Source organism: Serratia sp. TSA_105.2, assembly GCF_052692115.1.
Genome location: NZ_JBQZFT010000001.1, coordinates 537,298 through 557,124, shown reverse-complemented (window position 1 = coordinate 557,124; position 19,827 = coordinate 537,298). Strand labels below are relative to the sequence as shown.

The window sequence follows — 19,827 nt, the reverse complement described above, 5'->3', positions numbered from 1 at the left end:
GCCGACGGGAGAAGACCGCTTGTCGGCATTTAGGGGTTTATCAGGGTGGCATGACACACAACGCAGGTATGCAGGAGAGATAATGAAGATTAAAAACAAAGGGATAGTAAACGCGAACGCAGAGGCGATGTCCGCCAAGCGTCTGTTGCTGGGATCGGCGCTGGCTTTATTGCCCTTGGCGCAACACGCGTCCGCCGCAGCGGACGAGACGATTTTGGTGACCGCCGACGCGCAAAACAACGTGACCGCGCCGGTCAAAGGGATCGTCGCCAAAGAGAGCGCCGCCGGCACCAAGACCGCCGCCCCTCTGCGCAAAACCCCGCAGTCCATCTCGGTGGTCACGCGCGAGCAGATGAACGACCAGGAGCCGGCGTCGGTCGCCGACGCGCTGAACTACACCAGTGGGGTGATCACCACCTACCGCGGCAACTCCAACCGCAATGACGAAGTGATCAGCCGCGGCTTCCGCTATGCGCCCAAGCTGCTCGACGGCCTGCACTTTGGCCTCTCGAGCCAAAACGGCGGCGCCGGGCAGATCGATCCCTGGCTGCTGGAGCGCGTGGAGATGGTGCACGGCCCGGCCGGCGTGCTGTACGGCCAGGTCAGCCCCGGCGGCGTGGTGGTGATGACCAGTAAACGCCCTACCGCCCAGAGCATTCACGAAGTCAAATTCAGCACCGGCAACCGCCATCTGGCGGAAACGGCGTTCGATTTCGGCGGCAAACTCAACGACGACAACACCCTGTTCTATCGCCTGAACGGTATCGCCAGAACCGAGCATGAGTTTGTCAAAGACAGCAAGCAGCAACGGGTGGCCATCGCGCCGGCCTTCACCTGGCTGCCGAATGAAGACACCAGCTTTACGCTGCTGACCAGCTACCAGAACGATCCGAAAGCCGGATCGCGCAACTTCCTGCCGCGCGCCGGCACGCTGTTCCCGACCAGCGCGGGCTATGTGCCCTACGACTTCAACATCAGCGAACCCAGCTTCAACAAGTCGCGGCGCGAGCAGGCGTCGATCGGCTACAGCCTCGAGCATAACTTCAGCGATGCGCTGTCGTTCACCCAGAACCTGCGCTTCACCCACCGCGATGAAGACTATAAATATCTGGTTTATAACGTAAACTCGAAGGTCAACGACCACACCGTCACCCGCATGGCGCAGCATGAAACGCAGATGACCAACGAGTTTGGCGTGGATAACCAGCTTAAGGGGTTGTTCGACACCGGCGAGGTGAAGCACACGGTGCTGGGCGGGCTGGATTACCGCTACAGCCATATCGATTCGAAGATGTATCGCGATCGCGGCAACGACTACCCGATCGACTGGGCCAACCCGGTTCGCCCCAGCATCGATGGCAGCACGCTGGCGCTGGCTTCCAGCGACTTGAAGACGCTGAATCAGGTCGGGGTGTATCTGCAGGACCAGCTGGAGTGGAATAACTGGAACCTGCTGCTGTCCGGCCGTCAGGACTGGTCGCAGGTCAACACCCGCGATCGCACCAGCGGCGGTAAAGAGCAGACCTACAACGATGCTCAGTTTACCGGCCGCGCGGGCCTGCTTTACGCCTTCGACAACGGCATTTCACCGTATGTCAGCTACAGCACCTCGTTCGATCCTAACCTGTACCCGAGCGCGCCGGGCGCCGATCCGCTCAAGCCGACCACCGGCAAACAAACCGAGGTGGGCGTGAAATACCAGATCCCGGGCGGCAACACCCTGCTGACCCTCTCCTGGTTCGACATTACCCAGCGCAATGTGGCGTCTTACAACCGTCTCACCTCCGCCTACGAGCAGATCGGTGAGGTGAAATCCAAAGGGATTGAGGCGGAAGTGCACGCTCAGCCGACGCCGGAGATCAAGCTGACCGCCGCCTATACCTACACCGACGTAGTGACCAAAGACTCCAACTCGGCGGACGAAATTGGCCACAGCCCGGCGGGCATCCCTCGCCACGCGGCGTCCGCCTGGGGCAGCTACAGCTTCCTGAGCGGCGCGCTGAACGGCCTGACCGTCGGCAGCGGCGTGCGTTACATCGGCGATGCGCCGGCCGACGCCATCGGCCAGTACGATGTGCCGCACTACACGCTGTACGACGCCATGGTGAAATATGACCTCGGCCAGGCTTCGTCGGCGCTGCGCGGTGCGGCTCTCCAGCTCAACGTGCAGAACCTGACGGACAAGAAATACGTTTCATCCTGCAGCGGCGAGTACGCCTGCTTCTACGGCAGCGGCCGCAGCATCATCGCTTCGGTCAACTACCGCTGGTAACAAAAATGGGCGGCCAGCGCCGCCCATTTCTTCCGCCTTTCCCGCCGCCTTTACTCCTGCTTCAGCTCTCGCAAATGCTTGTACACCGTGGCGCGCCCCATCGACAGCACGTTGGCGATGTAGTCGGCGGCGCTTTTGGCCTTGAACGCCCCCTGATGATAGAGATCGCTGACCAGCCGCCGTTTCTGTTCGCGGCTCAACGCACCGAGCGCGGCGTTTTCGCGCCGCAGCCAGTCGTGCAGGAAGGTGTTGATCTTCTCCTGCCAGTCATCTTTGAACAGCGCTTGTGGCTGTGGCTGCAGCCGCGTGACCGACAGGAACATGTCCAGCGCGTTGCGGGCATCCTCGAACATCGCGGTGCTCAGGTTGATGCACAGCAGATAGCTGGGCTTGCCCTGCTCGTCGCGCGCGGCGATGCTCACCGAGCGCATCTTTTTGCCGTCCCAGTTCAGCTTCTCATAGGGGCCGGTCACGCCGGCGCCGCCGGCGAGCTCGAAGTCGTCCAGCCCGGCGTCGTCACCCGGTTTGCGCTTCGACAGGTTGTTCGCCAGATAGGCAATCTTGTTGGTGGCCAGATCGTGGATCACCACTTCCGCATTCGGGAAAAACAACGCGGCGATGCCGTCGGCGACCGATCGCAAAAGTTCGAGTTGAGAAGAAGAGTTCGGCACGCTGGGGTGTCTCCGTATGGCCCGGTTTGGTTTGCGGTTCAGCCGCTTAGCATACCGCAGTTGCCGCCGCTTGCCGAGCGGATGGCGTTTGCGCCCCCTGCGCCGACGGCGGCGCTGCAAACGCCCTTAGTGTTCACACCCGGGATCAGAATTGGTCATTGCCGGTCGTCGGAAAAATACCTCCCGCCAGGCGAAAGAGGAAAGGGAAATATTTAAAGTCACTTTATTCACATGCCGTTTTGTTATTTAAAAGCCGCACCTTTGCCAATGACATTAATCCCCACCCCCTTTATTGAATTATTCACTTCATGCCGATCGCGAATTGATTAGCGGACTCCTTTATCCAAGAAAAATCTCATTAAAATCATCAGCTTTTGCATAAAGAAAGACGCCAATTCGGACTATTCCTAACTATTTCCTTCTGGCATCGAGAATAAATTTAACTTGCAGTACTGCAATAAGGATGCAGCTTAATTTGAGTTGTATAAGCAATTTAATTTAAAGGACTTTTACTATGAACCATGAATCTAGGGCGGACTGTTCCGCCAACGGCTACATTATTGAAGTTTCAAGTTTTAAACTGCCGACTTCACTCAGCCCTGAAGCGTTTGCCGTATTGGACAAGCATGTAGAAGAGGAATTTATCTCAAACCAGAACGGGTTCATTTCGCGTGACTCAGGCATCAGCGTAGACAATGAACCTCGCTGGGTGAACATTGTAAAATGGGAGACGCTGTTGGATGCGGATGAAAACATCTACCAATTTACGCGGGCTTCCGCGCCGGCGTCCGTCAAAGAATATCTGGCGAGTATCGGCGCTGAGCCGGTGGAATTAAAACGCTATCAGCATACCGGCGCGTAATGCGTGCCGGATGACCACGCCACGGCGGCGCGGTCTTCTTTAACGCTGATTGGCAAAACCTGAACGGGTGGCCGCTCGTGGTCACCCGTCCTCAGGTGAGCACATTTATCAGCCCCTGCCTCGACGGCCGCAACACATTAAAACAGCCTCGGATTATGCTTCTCTTTGCACGATAAAAACACGGCCGCAGACGGCGTTTTAACAGGATTTTAACGCTGCCGAGGGGAAACGCCATTGTCAACATAGCAGTTAAATAAAATGAAACTTTTTGATCACATTCAAGCTTCTGAAAAATAGATAAAAAGGGTTTTTATGCGCTTTATATGCATAAAGTATGCATGTACCCGCTCAGCGTCGATGAAAAGTAATTAACTATTCATTTACCGCCCTGCAGGCGGCGAAAAACCGTCCGCTGGCCCGATGAGCGGGGGGCTAACAACCGGCATAATTAGTGGTAAATTTAGCGTCGCAAAGTGTTATGCGCTTGCTAATCCACGGTTAAACGAAATAAATACCTCTAATATATAAAGGTTGGTTATGGAAAAGCTATCCTACGCTTCAGACAGCAGCACCACCGCTTGGGCTACATATCTGCAACAAATCGATCGCGTCGCCCCTTACCTCGGCGAGCTGTCACGCTGGGTTGATACGCTGCGTCATCCTAAGCGCGCTTTGATTGTCGATATCCCGCTGCAGATGGACGATGGCACCATCCGTCACTTCGAAGGTTTCCGCGTACAGCACAACCTGTCGCGTGGGCCGGGCAAAGGCGGTATCCGCTTCCACCCTGACGTCGATCTGAACGAAGTGATGGCCCTGTCCGCCTGGATGACCATCAAGTGTGCCGCGGTCAACCTGCCGTACGGCGGCGCCAAGGGCGGCATCCGCGTCGACCCGTTCAAACTGTCTGAAGGTGAACTGGAGCGACTGACCCGCCGCTACACCAGCGAAATCGGCTTCATCATCGGGCCACAGAAAGACATTCCTGCGCCGGACGTCGGCACCAACGCCAAAGTGATGGCCTGGATGATGGACACCTACTCCATGAACCACGGCACCACCATCACCGGCGTGGTCACCGGCAAGCCAATCCACCTCGGCGGCTCCCTGGGCCGTGAGAAAGCAACCGGCCGCGGCGTGTTCGTCACCGGCAGCGAAGTGGCCAAGCGTCTGGGCGTACAGATCGAAGGCGCCAAAGTGGCGGTACAAGGCTTCGGTAACGTGGGCAGCGAAGCGGCTCGCCTGTTCGTTGGCGTCGGCGCACGCGTCGTCACCATCCAGGACCACTCCGCCACCCTGTTCAACGCCGATGGCATCGATCTGGCCGCGCTGACCGAATATCAGGTCAAGCACAAGCAGATCGCCGGCTTCCCGGGCGCCAGCGAGATCGAAAGCGAAGCGTTCTGGTCGGTCGACATGGACATCCTGATCCCGGCTGCGCTGGAAGGCCAAATCACCCGTCAGCGCGCCGAAATCCTCAGCGCCAAGCTGGTGCTGGAAGGCGCTAACGGCCCAACCTTCCCAGAAGCGGACGACATTCTGCGTTCCCGTAACATCACCGTAGTCCCGGACGTTATCTGTAACGCCGGCGGCGTAACGGTCAGTTACTTCGAGTGGGTGCAGGACATGGCGAGCTACTTCTGGAGCGAGTCCGAGATCAACGAGCGTATGGACAAGATCATGACCGACGCCATGGTCCACGTCTGGAACAAGGCGGCCGAGAAAGAGTGCAGCCTGCGCACCGCGGCTTACATCGTGGCCTGTGAGCGCATCCTGACCGCACGTAAAGAGCGCGGCATCTACCCAGGTTGATGCCCGTATCCCGGCCTGCCCCGGCAGGCCGGATTTTCCTCAGCGCAAACAGCGCTTCAACACCTTACCGGTACTGGTCATCGGCAAACGCTCGACGAACTCGACGATGCGCGGATACTTGTACGCCGCCAGCCGCTCCCGGCTCCAGGCAATCAGCGTTTCCTCCTCGATGGGCTCCTCCGTCTCCTTCAACACCACCACCGCTTTGATCTCTTCGCCCAGCGACGGATGTTCAACGCCGATCACCGCCACCAACGACACCGCCGGATGGCGAATCAGCGCTTCTTCAATCTCGCGCGGATAGACGTTGAACCCGCCGCGAATGATCATGTCCTTGGCCCGATCGACGATGAAATAGAAGCCGTCGGCGTCGCGGCGTGCCAGATCGCCGGTGCGGAACCAGCCGTTTTCCAGTACCTCCGCCGTCGCTTCGGGGCGATTCAGATAGCCTTTCATGATGTTGTAACCGCGCACCGCGATCTCCCCGACCTGGTCGATGTCGTCGATCGGCTCCCCGGTGGCGTCGAGCAGACGCACCTCCACGCCCCAGATCGGTTGGCCGATGGAGCCGGGTTTGGTCACCCGATGGGGATGGTTAAAGGTGGCGACCGGGCTGGTCTCAGACAGCCCGTATCCTTCGAGAATGTTGACGCCGAAGCGGCGCGAAAAATCCTCCAGGATCTGCACCGGCAGGCTGGCGCCGCCGGACACCGCCATACGCAGCGTGCTGCGCAAGCGTTCGATATCCGTGTGTTCATCCAGCGCATTCAACAGCGCCCAATACATGGTCGGCACCCCAGCGAAAAAGGTGATGCCGTGCCGTTGCATCAGCGCGATGGCCTGCGCGGCGTCGAAGCGCTCGACCAGCACCAGGGTGGCGGCGGCGGCAAACCCCGCGTTCATCTGCACCGTCGAACCAAAAGTGTGGAACAGCGGTAACGTGACCAGGTGACGATCGGGGGCCGTCTCCGAACCGTCGAACAGCCGCACCGATCCCAAGGCGTTGAGCACCAGATTGGCGTGGGTCAATTCCGCCCCCTTGGCGCGGCCGGTGGTGCCGCTGGTATACAGCACCACCGCGGTGTCGCTTTCGAGCGTCGTCGCCGAAGCGAATTCGGTAGCCTGTTCGGCTATTGCCGCGCTGAAACGCTCCCCCTCGAGCGGCAGCCGATCGCCGATGATAAACACCTCGCGGCACTGCTCTGCCCTCGCCGCCGCCCGCAGCGCTTCCTCCCCCAGCGGCAGGCCGCTGCTGCCCTCGAAACAAAACAGCGCCACCGCCGCCGAATCCGCCAGGTAATAGTCGAACTCTGCGCTTTTCAGCAGAATATTCAGCGGCACCACTACCGCGCCGCTTTTGAGAATGCCGTAATAGATAGCCGGAAACTCCGGCCGGTTCGGGCAGGCCAGCGCCACCCGTTCACCGGGCCGCACGCCGCGCGCGGCCAACAAATTCGCCACCTGATTGGCCATGTCGTTAAGCGCCCGATAGCTGAGCGGGTTGTCGTCCTGTATCACCGCCGGCCGCTCCGGCCAGGTGCACGCACTCTCTTCAAGCAAGGTAGCCAGATTCAGCATCGGGGATCCTCCCTGGGGTTGAGCGGCGAGAAAAGCGCCGCAGTATCACGAGTATAGATAGGCGCTTTGCGGTTCGCATTCCCAGGGGCGCTGGGCTATACCTTAGGCAATCCCTATCCCGCAGGAGTTGTGATCATGAGCAAGAAAAAGATCCTGATGCTGGTCGGCGACTACGCCGAAGATTACGAAACCATGGTGCCGTTTCAGGCACTGCAGATGATCGGCCATTGGGTGGACGCCGTGTGCCCCGGCAAAGCCGTCGGCGATTACATCCAGACCGCAATCCACGACTTTGACGGGGCGCAGACCTACAGCGAGAAACCCGGCCACCGTTTTACCTTAAACGCCGACTTCGCCGCCGCCAAAGAAGAGCACTACGATGCGCTCTTGATCCCCGGCGGCCGGGCGCCGGAATACCTGCGTCTGAACCCCGACGTGATCGCGCTGGTGCAGGCGTTTGACGCCGCGAAAAAACCGATCGCCGCCGTTTGCCACGGCCCGCAGCTGCTGGCGGCGGCCGGGGTGTTGAAAGGCCGCACCTGCAGCGCCTACCCGGCCTGCGCGCCGGAGGTGCGGCTGGGCGGCGGCCATTATGCGGAGATCGGCATCGATCAGGCGCACGTCGACGGCAATCTGGTCACCGCCCCGGCCTGGCCGGCGCATCCGCAGTGGCTGGCGAAGTTCGCCGAGGTGTTGGAGCAGTAACGCGGCGCTAGCGCAGCTGCTCGATCAGGAAGTGGATGTCGTACAGCCAGCGTTTGGCGCGCGCGGAACGCACCAGCATCGACACGCACAGCGGCCGGGGATGCTCTTTGCAGGCGGAGGGGGAAAACCAGCGCCCGGTGTTGGTCGGCGGCTGGAAATACAGTTCGTGGTTGTAGTTGCCGCTGTCGACGCCGAAGGTATCGAAGTAGCGGCGCATCAGCGTGTTGGAATCGCTGAACGACAGGTTGAGCGCGGTGTTGATCTCGGTTTCCGGGGTGATGGCTACGCCCTTCTTCAGCCGCCCTGATGCGTTGAAGGCGGCGATAAGCGCGATGACCTGTTGCTGAATGTCTTCTGCCATGACGACCTCGAGCCGGTATGAATAAAAGATGAATGCGGTTCTCTGTCTGACTCTGCTCACCGCGGCGAGTTCTGACCGCCGGCCGAGTTTTCTGTTTCTTTACACTTTCCATAAAAAAACCGCGCGCAGCCACACTCCTGGCGCGCGCGGTCGACGGTTAGCGGCTGAGCGTTGTCTTGTCGGCGATGACGCCGTCCCCCTGTCGCTCGGCGGTAACGCCGCCGCCCAACACTTTATACAGGGTGGCCTGATTGTCGTACGCGGTCTGCTGCGCGGCGATCAGCGCCTGTTGCGCCGTGTACAGCGTGCGCTGCGCGTCCAGCAGCGTCAGGTAACTGTCCACGCCCTCGCGGTAACGCAGCTCGGCCAGGCGATAATATTGCTGCGCCGCCGCCACATAGCCGGTTTGCGCCGCCAGCTGTTCCTGCAGCGTGGCTTTGCGCGCCAGCGCGTCGGCGGTTTCCTGAAATGCCGTCTGCACCGCTTTCTCATAGGTGGCGACATACAGGTCTTTCTGCGCCTGGGTGTAGTTGAGCTGAGCCGTGTTATAGCCGCCGCTGAAGATCGGCAGGCTGATGCTCGGTGCGAACGACCAGACGCCGGCGCCGTGGCTGAACAACGAGGAGAGTTCACCGCTGCCCACGCCGCCGCTGGCGGTCAGGCTGATCGACGGGAAGAACGCCGCCCGCACCGAGCCGATATTGGCGTTGGCGGATTTCAGGTTATGCTCGGCCTGCAGCACGTCCGGCCGCTTCAGCAACACTTGCGAAGAGACGCCGGCCGGCAGATCGCGCATGATCCCGCCCAGCGCCTCGATGCCGCTCGGCAGCAGGTTTTCCGGCACGCTTTGCCCTACCGCCAAATCCAGCGCGTTTTTCGCCTGCGCGGCGCTGGTGGCGTAGCTGGCGGCGTCCGATCGCGCCTGCTGATAGACGGTTTCCGCCGACGCCACGTCAACCAGCGACGCAATCCCGTGCTGCTGATTGTTGCGCGTGACGTCCAGCGACCGTTTGGCGCTCGCCATCGTCTGCTGCGCCACCGCCAGATTGCTGCGCTCGGCCGCCACCGCCACCCAGTCGGTGACGATATCGGCGATCAGCGTCAGACGGGTGCTTTTCGCCGCCTCCGAGTTCGCCAGATAGGTTTCGAACGCCGCGCGCGACAGGCTGGCGTTCTTGCCGAACAGATCCAACTCGAATGCGCTGACGCCGGCCGCGGCTTCGTAGCTTTGGCTCAGCGCGGTGGCGTTGCCGCTGCCGGTCAGCGCCCGCCCGCGGCTGCCGTCGGCGGTGGCATTGATTGTCGGGAACAGCGCCGAGCGCTGCTCGCCGTACAGGGCGCGCGCCGACGCGATATTGGCGATCGCCTCGCGCAGATCGCGGCTGCTGTTCAGCCCCAGCGCCACCACCTGGCGCAGCCGGGCGTCCTGGACATAGTCGCGCCAGGCGACGTCCGGGTAGCTCAGCGCCTGGTTGCCGCCGGCCTCGCCCTGCGGCAGGTTGGCGGGCACCGGCGCCGCCGGGCGCTGGTAGTGCGGATCCAGCGACAGACAGCCGGTCAGCAGCAGCGGTAAAGTTAACATCATGACTCGTTGCAACACGTTATTCTCCTGCCTGTGACGGCGGGTTGGCGGGCCGACGGGTAAACATGCGGCGCACCAACACATAAAACAGCGGGACGAAAAAGATGGCCAATGCGGTGGCGGTGATGGTGCCGCCGATGATGCCGGTACCGATGGCGATGCGGCTGTTGGCGCCGGCGCCGCTGGATACCGCCAGCGGCAGCACCCCGGCGGTAAACGCCAGCGAGGTCATCAGGATCGGCCGCAGGCGCATGCGCGCCGCGTGGACCGCCGCGCCAATCAGCGTTTCACCGCGCTGATGCATCTCCTCGGCGAACTCGACGATCAAAATGGCGTTCTTCGCCGACAGGCCGATGATGGTGAGCAGCGCCACCTGGAAGTAGATGTCGTTTTCCAGCCCGCGTAGCGTGATCGCCAGCAGCGATCCCACCACGCCCATCGGCACCACCAACATCACCGCGAACGGAATCGACCAGCTCTCATACAGCGCCGCCAGGCACAGGAACACCACGATGAGCGAAATGGCGTACAGCGACGACGCCTGGCCGCTGGTCAGCCGCTCCTGATAGGACAGCCCGCTCCAGGAATAGCTGCTGCCGGCGGAGAATGTTGCCGCCAGTTTCTCCATCTCGCTCATCGCCGTACCGGAGCTGACGCCAGCGGCGCCCTGCCCGGTGATCTCGAACGACGACAGCCCGTTATAGCGCGACAGATTTTCCGGCCCGTAGATCCAGTGCGAAGACGCAAAGGCGGAGAACGGCGTCATGCTGCTGGCGCCCGACGCGTTGGTGCCGCGCACAAACCAGCGGTCGAGATCTTCCGGCTTGGCGCGGTACTGCACGTCGCCCTGCATATAGACTTTTTTCACCCGGTTGCGATCGATAAAGTCGTTGATATAGGTGCTGCCGAACGCGCTGCTGAGGGTGCTGTTGACGTCGGCGGCGCTCAGGCCGAGCGCCTGCAGCTTGCCGTTGTCGATCTCCACCTGCAGCTGCGGGGTATCCGGCAAGGTGTTGGCGCGCACCGCCAGCAGCGACGGGTTGTTGCCGGCGGCGGCAACGATCTGGTCGCGCATCGCCTGCAGCTCGGCGCGGGTGGTCGCCCCTTTGGCCTGCAGCTCGAAGGTGAAGCCGTCGGACTGGCCGAAACCGTCGATCGCCGGTGGGCTCATGGAGAAGACCTGGGCGTCGCGCAGCGAGGCAAAGTGCGCCATGGCGCGTTTGGCGATGGCGTCGGCGGTGTTCGCGCTGCCGCTGCGCTGGCTCCAGTCTTTGAGGCTGACGAACGCCATGCCGGCGTTTTGCCCGCTGCCGCTGAAGCCGAAACCATTGATGGTGAAAATGGTGCTGACGTTGGCCTTTTCCTGGTCGAGGAAATAGGCGGTCACCGCTTCGCTCACCGCCGAGGTGCGCGCGTTGGTGGCGCCTGCCGGCAAGGTGTACTGCACCATCACCGTACCCTGATCCTCGTTGGGCAGAAAGCTGGTCGGCAAGCGCAGGTACATCACGGCCGCGGCGATCAACAGCAGGCCGTACAGCAGCAGATAGCGCGTCGGCCGGTGAATTACCCCACCGACTTTGTCGGCGTACTTCTCCTGCAGCCGGTCATAGCCGCGGTTGAATTTGCCCAGCAAGCCCTTGTCGGTCTGCGCATCGTGCGCCGGTTTCAGCAACGTGGCGCACAATGCCGGCGCCAGCGTCAACGCCAGCACCACCGACAGCACCATTGAGGAGACGACGGTGATCGAAAACTGGCGATAGATCACCCCGGTGGAACCGCCAAAGAACGCCATCGGCAGAAACACCGCCGACAGCACCAGCGCGATGCCGACCAATGCGCCGGTGATTTCGCGCATCGATTTCTCCGTCGCCTCGCGCGGCGGCAGCTTATCCTCCCGCATCACACGTTCGACGTTTTCCACCACCACGATGGCGTCGTCCACCAACAGCCCGATCGCCAACACCATGCCGAACAGCGTCAGGGTATTGATTGAATAGCCGAACGCCGCTAGCACGCCGAAGGTGCCCAGCAATACCACCGGCACGGTGATGGTCGGGATCAGCGTGGTGCGCAGGTTTTGCAGGAACACGAACATCACCACCACCACTAACGCCACCGCTTCGAACAACGTTTTCACCACCTCCTCGATCGAAATGTTGATAAAGTCGGTGCTGTCTTTCGGGTAGGCCACCTTGTAGCCCTGCGGCATCGCACTTTGGTATTCCGCCACCTTGGCCTTCACCAGCTTGGCGGTGTTGAGGGCGTTGGCGCCCGCCGCCAGCTTGACCGCGATCCCCGCCGCCGGGTGGCCGTTGAGGTGCGCGCTGGCGGAGTAGTCCTCGTTGCCCAGCTCAATTCGCGCCACGTCGCCCAGCCGCACCAGCGCGCCGCTGCTGTCGCTTTTCAGGATGATATTGCGAAACTGTTCCGGCGTTTGCAGCCGCGACTGCGCCTTTACCGTGGCGGTCAACTGCTGATCGGCGGCGGCCGGCAGATCGCCGATCTTGCCGGCGGACACCTGGGTGTTTTGCGCTTCGATTGCCGTCTGCACGTCGGAAGGCATCAACGCATAGCTCGCCAGCTTGGTCGGATCCAGCCAGATACGCATCGCATATTCCGAGCCGAACACCTGCACGTCCCCCACGCCCTCGATGCGCGACAGCGGATCCTGCAGGTTGCTGACCAGATAGTCGGAAATATCGGCCATCGTCGCCTTGTCGCTTTCGTCATACAGCCCGACGATCAGCAGGAAGCTACTCTGGGATTTCTTGACCGTCACGCCCTGCGCGGTAACCGCGCTCGGCAAACGGCTTTCCGCCTGCTGCACCTTGTTTTGCACCTGCACCTGAGCGATATCCGGATCGGTGCCCTGATCAAAGGTGACGTTGATGCTGACCGAGCCGCTGGAGCTGCTGGTCGAAGAAAAATACAGCAGGCCGTCCAGGCCGGTGAGCTGCTGCTCAATCACCTGCGTAACGCTGTTTTCCAGCGTTTCCGCGTCTGCGCCCGGGTAGGTGGCGGAGATGGAAATCTGCGGCGGTGAGACATCCGGATACTGCGAAACGGGCAACGAATTGATCGACATCAGGCCGCACAGCATGATGATAATGGCGATCACCCAGGCGAATACCGGCCGCCGGATAAAGAACTGCGCCATATCACTGCTCCCCGCGTTGGTTTTTGTCGACCGAAACCTCAACCGGCTTCACCGCGGCGCCGATCGTGACCTTGCTGGTGCCTTCGACGATCAGGCGATCGCCTTCGTTCAGCCCATTGCCGATCAGCCAATTGCTGCCCACCACCCGTTCGGCGCTGACGGTGCGCTGCGCCACTTTGTTCTGTTCGTCCACCACCAACGCGGTGGCTTCCCCTTTGGCGTTGCGGGTTATGCCCTGCTGCGGCGCCAGAATCGCTTTGGGATCGACGCCGTTATCCACCGTGGCGTGGACATACATGCCGGGCAACAGCTCATGTTCGGGGTTGGGGAACACCGCGCGCAGCGTGACCGAACCGGTGGCCTCGTCCACCGCCACCTCGGTCAGCTCGAGCTTGCCGGCGTGGGCATAAGGCGTACCGTCCTCCAGCTTGATGGCGACCGGCGTGACCGCGCCGCGCTGTAACGCCGCCTGCTGGCGCCGCAGTTTAAGCAGCTGGGCGCTGGACTGGGTCAGATCGACATAGATCGGGTCGAGCGCGCGGAGGGTGGCCAGCGCATCGCTCTGGCTGGCGGTGACCAGCGCGCCCGGCGTCACCGATGAGATGCCGATACGCCCGGCGATCGGTGCCCGCACCTGGGTATAAGCGAGGTTGATGCGCGCCGTCTCCAGCGCCGCCTGATACTGGGCCACCGACGCCACGGCCGCCAGATAGGCGGCTTTGGCATCGTCCGCATCCTGTTGAGAAACGCCGTTCTCTTTCACCAGCGCCGCATAGCGCTGCGATTTGAGTCGGGTGGATTGCACCGTGGCCTGGGCGTTTTTCAGCTGGGCGGCGGCCTGATCGTAGCTGGCCTGATAGCTGGCGGGGTCAATTTGGTACAATACCTGCCCGGCTTTCACCTCGGCGCCTTCGGTAAATAACCGCTGCTTGATGATGCCGTCGACCTGTGGCCGCACATCGGAGGTCATGGTGGCGTTGACCCGGCCGGTCAGCTCGCTGCTCAGGGTCACTGACTGGCCGCGCAGCGTGACCACGCCGACCTCCTGTTCTGCGCCCGCGCCGGCTGGCACACCGGCGTTTTGCCCATCGCAGGCGGCCAGCAACAGCGACAGCCCAAGCACCAAAAGCGTTTTCCTCTGCATTGCAATACGATCCTGTTGAGAATGACTATTCTCAATATATCGAATGCCGGAATGCGCTTCTGAAAGGGTTGCGTAAGGATTGAGTAAAATCTTGTCGAAGCGGGAAACGGGGGAGCAATATCGTTCAGCGTGGTTTCAGCAGATTGGCGCAGCGATTTTTAGCCAATGCAATAAAGCGTTCCACTTCAGCCGGCGGTTGCGTCGTTTCAGTCGCATCGGGCTCTTGCTCCCGATGAGCTTCGCTCGCCGGCTGCTTGCAACGATAAACCAGGCCATACAAGGGATGACGTCCGTCTTCGGTCTGATAATAGTGGGCCACGCGGGCAAACGAATAGTAATAATAAGGCGTTGAATGTTCTTCGCCGCGATAAACGTTTTGTGTGCCGCCGTAGTCGAATGCCAAGTTGGCGGTCTTTTCCATCAACCGATCCAGGTCGTCGATCACCTGTTCGGTACAACGGTTTAATTGTCGCCGCGCTTGTTCATTCAATTTATCGGCATCGTCGTCGGCGCATCGGGTGATATAACCTTCATACTGGAGATTGTCGGCGAGCTGAAGCACGAAATAACGGTATGACTGCCCGGCGATTTTCACCCCCTCGCGTTCTTGAATCAGCTTCGCGTCCGGAATGAGATACACCGCCGCCGGATCCTGATTATCGAGCGTAAGCGTAGCGGCACTAGCCCCAACAACGGGCGCCAAGAACGAGACCATAAGCAGGGATAATCGGGTGTTCAAACGAAAGTCCATTGTTTTCGCATCCTAATCCATCATAAATTTCGCCATCTTATCTCGTCAGCGGCGGCGTACCGAGCGCCGTGTAGGATTTTATGGTTTTACCAGCCTGAACACCGTTTTGGTGCGCCAATAGTAATCGATCGCCGCCGCGATATCCGGCATCCAGCCGTCCGGCTCATAGGGCACGAAGCCGGAAAAGCCCAACCGGCGGGCAGAGACCTGGAACCCCGCGGCGGAGAAAATGCGCGCATAGTCGGCCAGCGAGCGATCCTGCACCACGGTATGCGTCTGCTCAGCTACCCTTTCGCGCCACTGCGGCCACAGCGGGTTGCCGGTGTGGCAACCGGTCACCGCATAGTAAACGCCGCCCGGCTTCAGCGCCCGCAGCATATCGGCGGCATGTTGCGCAATGTCTTCGATCAGGTAGATGACTTCATGGCTGAAGGCGATATCAAAGTGGCTATCCCACCCGTGCAGCCGCGTGTCGGTTTGATAAACCACCGGCAGGTTCCCTTTTAGCCGGTTGGCTTCATCGACGGATTGGCGTGCGATATCGACGCCAACCGCCTGCTGGAATGGGCGAATTTGGTGCAGTAAACGCAAAAAGCCGCCCTGATTACAGCCAAAGTCCAGCACGCTGACACCGGAGAGTTCATTTTCCGGCACCAAACCGATCAGATGGCGCCAAATAGGCGCATGGCCATCGGCCATGGCCTGTTCTGCGTGCGGATCGCGATACCAGGTGGGAATGCTCAAGGGTGAGTCGTTCATTATGGCCTCCTTATGTTTCCACTCAGCCAACCACACCCTATGGCGACAAACAACCGCGTGCGCATTTTTTGAACATTCACCGTTCCGGCTTGCCATGCACCGGCAGTTGGTTGGTTGCGCAGTGAATGCCGCCGCCGCCGGCCGCGATGGCGTCGATCTCCAGCTGCACCACCTTGCGCTGCGGATAGAGCGCCGTCAGCAGCTCAAGCGCCGCCCGGTCCGCCTGCGGATCGCCAAACTCCGGGGCGATCACCGCGCCGTTGATGACGAAATAGTTGATGTAGCCCGCCGCAAAATCTGGGTTATTGCGGCTGAATCGGCTGTCGCGCGGCGCCAGCGGCGGCGAAAGCGTATGCACCTGCAGCCGGCGGCCGTCGGCGTCGGTCGCCGCCTTGAGGATCGCCAGATGTTGCTGGGTAACCGCATGGTCATAAGAGGCCGGATCGGTGTCCAGGTTGGCCACCACTACGCCCGGCCGCACGAAGCGGGCGTAAAAATCGACGTGGGCGTCGGTGATGTCTCGGCCTTTAATGCCCGGCAGCCAGATAATTTTGCGCAAGCCGAGCATCGCTTTCAGCTCCTGCTCTACCCGGTCCCGGCTCCAGCCCGGATTACGGTTCGCATTCACCCAGCTGCTTTCGGTCATGATGCCGGTGCCGTGCCCATCCACTTCGATACCGCCGCCTTCGCCTGTCAGTGCGCTGCGGCGCAGTTGAGCGGCACCGTAACGATTGGCGGCAAACGCCGCCAGGCGCGCATCCTTGGCATGCCGCTGTTTATTGCCCCAGCCGTTGAAGTTGAAATCCACCGCCCCGAGTTCGCCGGCGCCGTTGACCACGAAATTGGCGCCGAAGTCGCGCACCCAGATGTCATCCAGCTCGGTGACGACATAGCTGACGTTGTGGCTGCCGCAAGTGGCCTCGGCCAATTGTCGTTCGCGCTCGCGGCAAAATACCGTTACCGGCTGAAACTCGGCGATAGCGCGGGCGATACGCCCCTGCGCCGCCTGCACATCCGCCGTGAATTCGCCCCAGATGGCCCGCTGCGCGCCAAAGGCGAGAAACGCCCGCTGCTGCGGTTCCCCTTCGTCGGGCATCCGCCAGGCCGGATTAAGCGCAGCTTCTGCGTGACCGCGTAACGGAATGCCCAACGAAGCCGTCAGACCGACTCCGGCGACGGCGGAAAGCTGTTTAATAAACACGCGGCGAGTTGACATTAAATACCTCTTTTAATTATTTATAATTCAAGAAGTTAACCGAATAATTCACGTTTATGCGGTTGAATCTTATGCTAGTCTTCCCCTGCCACCGCGACAAACGATATATTTAGTGGATATCTGATTAGACAGGCTTATCGATAATGTTAAAACACTGGCCCCCCTTGAGCGCGCTACGCGGCTTCGAAGCGGCAGCGCGCCTGGGCAGTTTTCATCAGGCTGCCGAAGAGCTGCACCTTACCCAATCGGCCATCAGCCAGCAGATCCGCAGCCTCGAAGCGTTTCTGGAGCAGCCGCTGTTCTTCCGCACCGGCCGCAGCGTGGCGCTGACCGACGCCGGCCACGATCTGTTCAGCACCGCGCAGGTGATGCTGCAACAGCTGGCGGTCGGCATTCGCCGTTTGGATCAGTACCGCAAACCCAATCAGCTGATCGTCAACACCACTCCGGCTTTCGCCCGCCACTGGCTGATGCCGCGGCTGGGCGACTTCAATCGGCAGCATCCGCAGGTCGACCTGTGGCTGTTCACCAGCTTTGAACCGCCGAATATGGCGACGGACAGTATCGATCTGGCGATCCGTGACGATCTCAGCGCGCAGGCGGACTGCACTTTTAACGTGCTCTGCAGCGACCGGCTCTATCCCGCCTGCCACCCCAGCCTGCTGGCGCTGGCGGCGGAGCAGCGCGTGACCCTGCACGGCGAACGGGAGATGGACTGGAGCCACTGGACGGTGGCGGGCGGTGCGCACGTCGGCCAGCGTGACAGCGGGCTGAACTTCTCCGATCCCGGCCTGCTGCTGGACGCCGCCTGCAATGGCCTCGGCATCGCGTTGGTCAGCCAACTGCTGGCGCAGCACGCGCGCGACACCGGGCTGCTGCAACCGTTAACCGAGCAACGCGTGCGCGGTGCCAACTGGGCGTGGCTGCTGCACCGCGACAGCGAACACAACCCGCTCACCCAGCACTTCTGCCAATGGCTGCAGTCGGCGTTGCCCGCCGGCGCATAACGCGCCACGTCACGATTCGCTACTCTGGTCAGGCGGCCCCGCCTGACCGCTGCTACCTTCAATAAAGCGCCGCAACAGCCCGAAGAAAACGCGCTAACCTGCTGTTTAGAAATAATTAGTTGAATTCACCTGATAACTGAAAATCGCTAAAAGGATCTTCTATGTCTGCCGGTTTATTGAAAACGATAGCTCTGAGCGTGGCCCTGGCCTGCACCGTTCCCACCGCCTTTGCCGCCGATCTGACCGCCGGTGCGGTCGCCGCCCCGGATCAGTATGGCGCAAAAGTCGCCGCGCACATTCTGCAGGCCGGCGGCAACGCGGTCGACGCGGCGGTCGCCACCGCCTTTACCCTGGCGGTCACCTACCCTGAAGCCGGCAATATCGGCGGCGGCGGCTTTATGACGCTGTATATCGACGGCAAACCCTATTTCCTCGACTACCGCGAAGTGGCCCCCAAGGCCGCCAGCAAAACCCTATACCTGAACGAGAAAGGTGAAGTGATCGAGAATCTCAGCCTGGTGGGCAGCCGCGCCGCCGGCGTGCCGGGCACCGTGCTGGGGCTGTGGGAAGCCCACAAGCGCTTCGGCAAGCTGCCGTGGGCCGAACTGCTGACGCCGGCGATCGGCTACGCCCGGCAAGGTTTCACCGTGGCGGATCAGCAGTATCAGTACCGTGAAGACGCCAACAAGCTGTTCGCCGGTAAAACCAACTTTGGCGACTATTTCGGCGTCATGAAGCCCGGCACGGTGTTCAAACAGCCTGAGCTGGCCGCCACCCTCGAGCGCATCGCCAAGTCGGGCGCCGACGATTTTTATCACGGCGAAACCGCGCGCCTGCTGGTGGCGCAAATGCAGCGCGACAACGGGCTGATCGGCGCGGCGGATTTGGCCGACTATCGGGTGAAATGGCGTGAGCCGATGCGCATCAGCTGGCGCGGTAACACCGTGTATACCGCCCCGCTGCCCAGCTCCGGCGGCATCGCGCTGGCTCAGCTGCTGGGGATAAAAGAAGATCGCGCCGCCGATTTCAAGGGGGTGCCGCTGAACTCGGCACGCTATATCCACCTGCTGGCGGAAATCGAAAAGCGCGTGTTCGCCGATCGCGCCGACTACCTCGGCGACCCGGATTTCACTCAAGTGCCGGAAGCGCAGCTGATCGCCCCCGACTACCTGCAAAAACGCGCCGCCGAGATCAACCCGACGGCGATCTCGCCGACCGAACGGGTGCGTCCGGGGCTGGAAACTCACCAAACCACCCACTTCTCGATCGTCGATGCCGCCGGCAACGCGGTCAGCAACACCTATACGCTCAACTGGGACTTCGGCAGCGGCGTGGTGGTCAAAGGCGCCGGCTTCCTGCTTAACGACGAGATGGACGACTTCAGCGCCAAACCCGGCGTCGCCAATGCCTTCGGCGTGGTGGGCAGCGACGCCAACGCCATCGAGCCGGGCAAGCGCATGCTCTCCTCGATGAGCCCGACCATCATCACCCGCGACGGCGAAGTCAGCCTGGTGATCGGCACGCCGGGCGGATCGCGCATCTTCACGTCGATCTTCCAGGTGATCAACAACCTCTACGATTACCATCTGCCGCTGGCGCAGGCGGTGGCCGCCCAGCGCGTGCACCATCAGCTGTTGCCGAAGGACACCCTGTACTATGACAGCTTTGCGCCGCTGACCGGCAAACCGGCGGAAGAGCTGAAAGCCATGGGCTACACCCTCGAAGATCAGGGCTGGAACATGGGGGACATTCAGGCTATCCGCATCGATGGCCGCACGCCGGAAACCGCGTCCGATCCGCGTGGCCGCGGCGTGGGCCTGGTGGTGAACAAGTAACGCCCCGGCGGCCCGCCTCCGGTTAAACGGGCTGCGACTAATCGGTGCCGATCCGCGTGATGCTGAGATCCAAAGAGGTGCGCGCGGTCAACATCGCCTAGCAGGAACGCTACGG

Annotated in this window: 15 protein-coding genes; 6 read left to right on the top strand and 9 right to left on the bottom strand. The window is 61.2% G+C overall.

Annotated elements, in window-relative coordinates:
• The first annotated feature begins 82 nt into the window (after window positions 1-82).
• The gene (locus tag ACUTSC_RS02455; RefSeq protein WP_197767250.1) at window positions 83-2,272 is read left to right on the top strand and encodes a TonB-dependent siderophore receptor; all 2,190 of its coding nucleotides are present in this window, start codon (window positions 83-85) and stop codon (window positions 2,270-2,272) included.
• Window positions 2,273-2,322: 50 nt separating this feature from the next.
• Here ACUTSC_RS02455 and ACUTSC_RS02450 read toward each other — a convergent pair whose 3' ends face one another.
• Window positions 2,323-2,943 carry a helix-turn-helix transcriptional regulator gene (locus ACUTSC_RS02450; RefSeq protein WP_060418849.1) on the bottom strand — a complete coding sequence of 207 codons (621 nt, stop codon included), beginning with the start codon at window positions 2,941-2,943 and terminating at the stop codon, window positions 2,323-2,325.
• A gap of 514 nt (window positions 2,944-3,457) precedes the next feature.
• Between ACUTSC_RS02450 and ACUTSC_RS02445 the strand changes: the two genes are divergently transcribed.
• Both ACUTSC_RS02445 and ACUTSC_RS02440 read left to right on the top strand, forming a co-directional pair.
• The gene (locus ACUTSC_RS02445) at window positions 3,458-3,805 is read left to right on the top strand and encodes a hypothetical protein (RefSeq protein ID WP_197767251.1); all 348 of its coding nucleotides are present in this window, start codon (window positions 3,458-3,460) and stop codon (window positions 3,803-3,805) included.
• Window positions 3,806-4,342: 537 nt separating this feature from the next.
• Window positions 4,343-5,617: a Glu/Leu/Phe/Val family dehydrogenase gene (locus ACUTSC_RS02440; RefSeq protein WP_063989903.1), complete on the top strand. Its 1,275-nt coding sequence runs from the start codon at window positions 4,343-4,345 to the stop codon at window positions 5,615-5,617.
• A gap of 39 nt (window positions 5,618-5,656) precedes the next feature.
• On the opposite strand, the gene ACUTSC_RS02435 is transcribed toward ACUTSC_RS02440, so the two are convergent.
• Window positions 5,657-7,195, bottom strand: coding sequence for an AMP-binding protein (locus tag ACUTSC_RS02435; RefSeq protein WP_197767252.1), 1,539 nt, complete (start codon window positions 7,193-7,195; stop codon window positions 5,657-5,659).
• Window positions 7,196-7,330: 135 nt separating this feature from the next.
• Here ACUTSC_RS02435 and ACUTSC_RS02430 point away from each other — a divergent pair, with 135 nt between their 5' ends.
• Window positions 7,331-7,900: a DJ-1/PfpI family protein gene (locus ACUTSC_RS02430; RefSeq protein ID WP_004937978.1), complete on the top strand. Its 570-nt coding sequence runs from the start codon at window positions 7,331-7,333 to the stop codon at window positions 7,898-7,900.
• A 7-nt stretch (window positions 7,901-7,907) separates the two neighbouring features.
• On the opposite strand, the gene ACUTSC_RS02425 is transcribed toward ACUTSC_RS02430, so the two are convergent.
• The 7 genes from ACUTSC_RS02425 to ACUTSC_RS02395 all read right to left on the bottom strand — a co-directional run bounded on the left by ACUTSC_RS02425 (window position 7,908) and on the right by ACUTSC_RS02395 (window position 16,870).
• Window positions 7,908-8,261 (bottom strand): DUF1493 family protein, encoded by a 354-nt coding sequence (locus ACUTSC_RS02425; RefSeq protein WP_049200624.1) that lies wholly within the window; start codon window positions 8,259-8,261, stop codon window positions 7,908-7,910.
• Window positions 8,262-8,418: 157 nt separating this feature from the next.
• Window positions 8,419-9,861 carry an efflux transporter outer membrane subunit gene (locus ACUTSC_RS02420; RefSeq protein ID WP_443006772.1) on the bottom strand — a complete coding sequence of 481 codons (1,443 nt, stop codon included), beginning with the start codon at window positions 9,859-9,861 and terminating at the stop codon, window positions 8,419-8,421.
• 1 nt (window position 9,862) lies between these two features.
• Window positions 9,863-13,000, bottom strand: a complete 3,138-nt coding sequence (locus tag ACUTSC_RS02415) for an efflux RND transporter permease subunit (protein WP_197767253.1) — start codon at window positions 12,998-13,000, stop codon at window positions 9,863-9,865.
• A 1-nt stretch (window position 13,001) separates the two neighbouring features.
• Entirely contained in the window at window positions 13,002-14,144 is a 1,143-nt protein-coding gene (locus ACUTSC_RS02410; protein WP_197767254.1) for an efflux RND transporter periplasmic adaptor subunit, read from the bottom strand.
• A 124-nt stretch (window positions 14,145-14,268) separates the two neighbouring features.
• Window positions 14,269-14,895, bottom strand: a complete 627-nt coding sequence (locus ACUTSC_RS02405) for a hypothetical protein (protein WP_197767255.1) — start codon at window positions 14,893-14,895, stop codon at window positions 14,269-14,271.
• Between the two features lie 78 nt (window positions 14,896-14,973).
• Window positions 14,974-15,654 (bottom strand): class I SAM-dependent methyltransferase, encoded by a 681-nt coding sequence (locus ACUTSC_RS02400; protein ID WP_063989911.1) that lies wholly within the window; start codon window positions 15,652-15,654, stop codon window positions 14,974-14,976.
• Window positions 15,655-15,730: 76 nt separating this feature from the next.
• The gene (locus ACUTSC_RS02395; protein WP_197767256.1) at window positions 15,731-16,870 is read right to left on the bottom strand and encodes an agmatine deiminase family protein; all 1,140 of its coding nucleotides are present in this window, start codon (window positions 16,868-16,870) and stop codon (window positions 15,731-15,733) included.
• A gap of 143 nt (window positions 16,871-17,013) precedes the next feature.
• On the opposite strand from ACUTSC_RS02395, the gene ACUTSC_RS02390 reads away from it, so the two are divergent.
• Complete coding sequence (locus tag ACUTSC_RS02390) at window positions 17,014-17,877, top strand: LysR substrate-binding domain-containing protein (protein ID WP_197767257.1); 864 nt, start codon at window positions 17,014-17,016, stop codon at window positions 17,875-17,877.
• 161 nt (window positions 17,878-18,038) lie between these two features.
• Window positions 18,039-19,712 carry a gamma-glutamyltransferase gene (gene ggt, locus ACUTSC_RS02385; RefSeq protein ID WP_197767258.1) on the top strand — a complete coding sequence of 558 codons (1,674 nt, stop codon included), beginning with the start codon at window positions 18,039-18,041 and terminating at the stop codon, window positions 19,710-19,712.
• The last annotated feature ends 115 nt before the right edge of the window (window positions 19,713-19,827 follow it).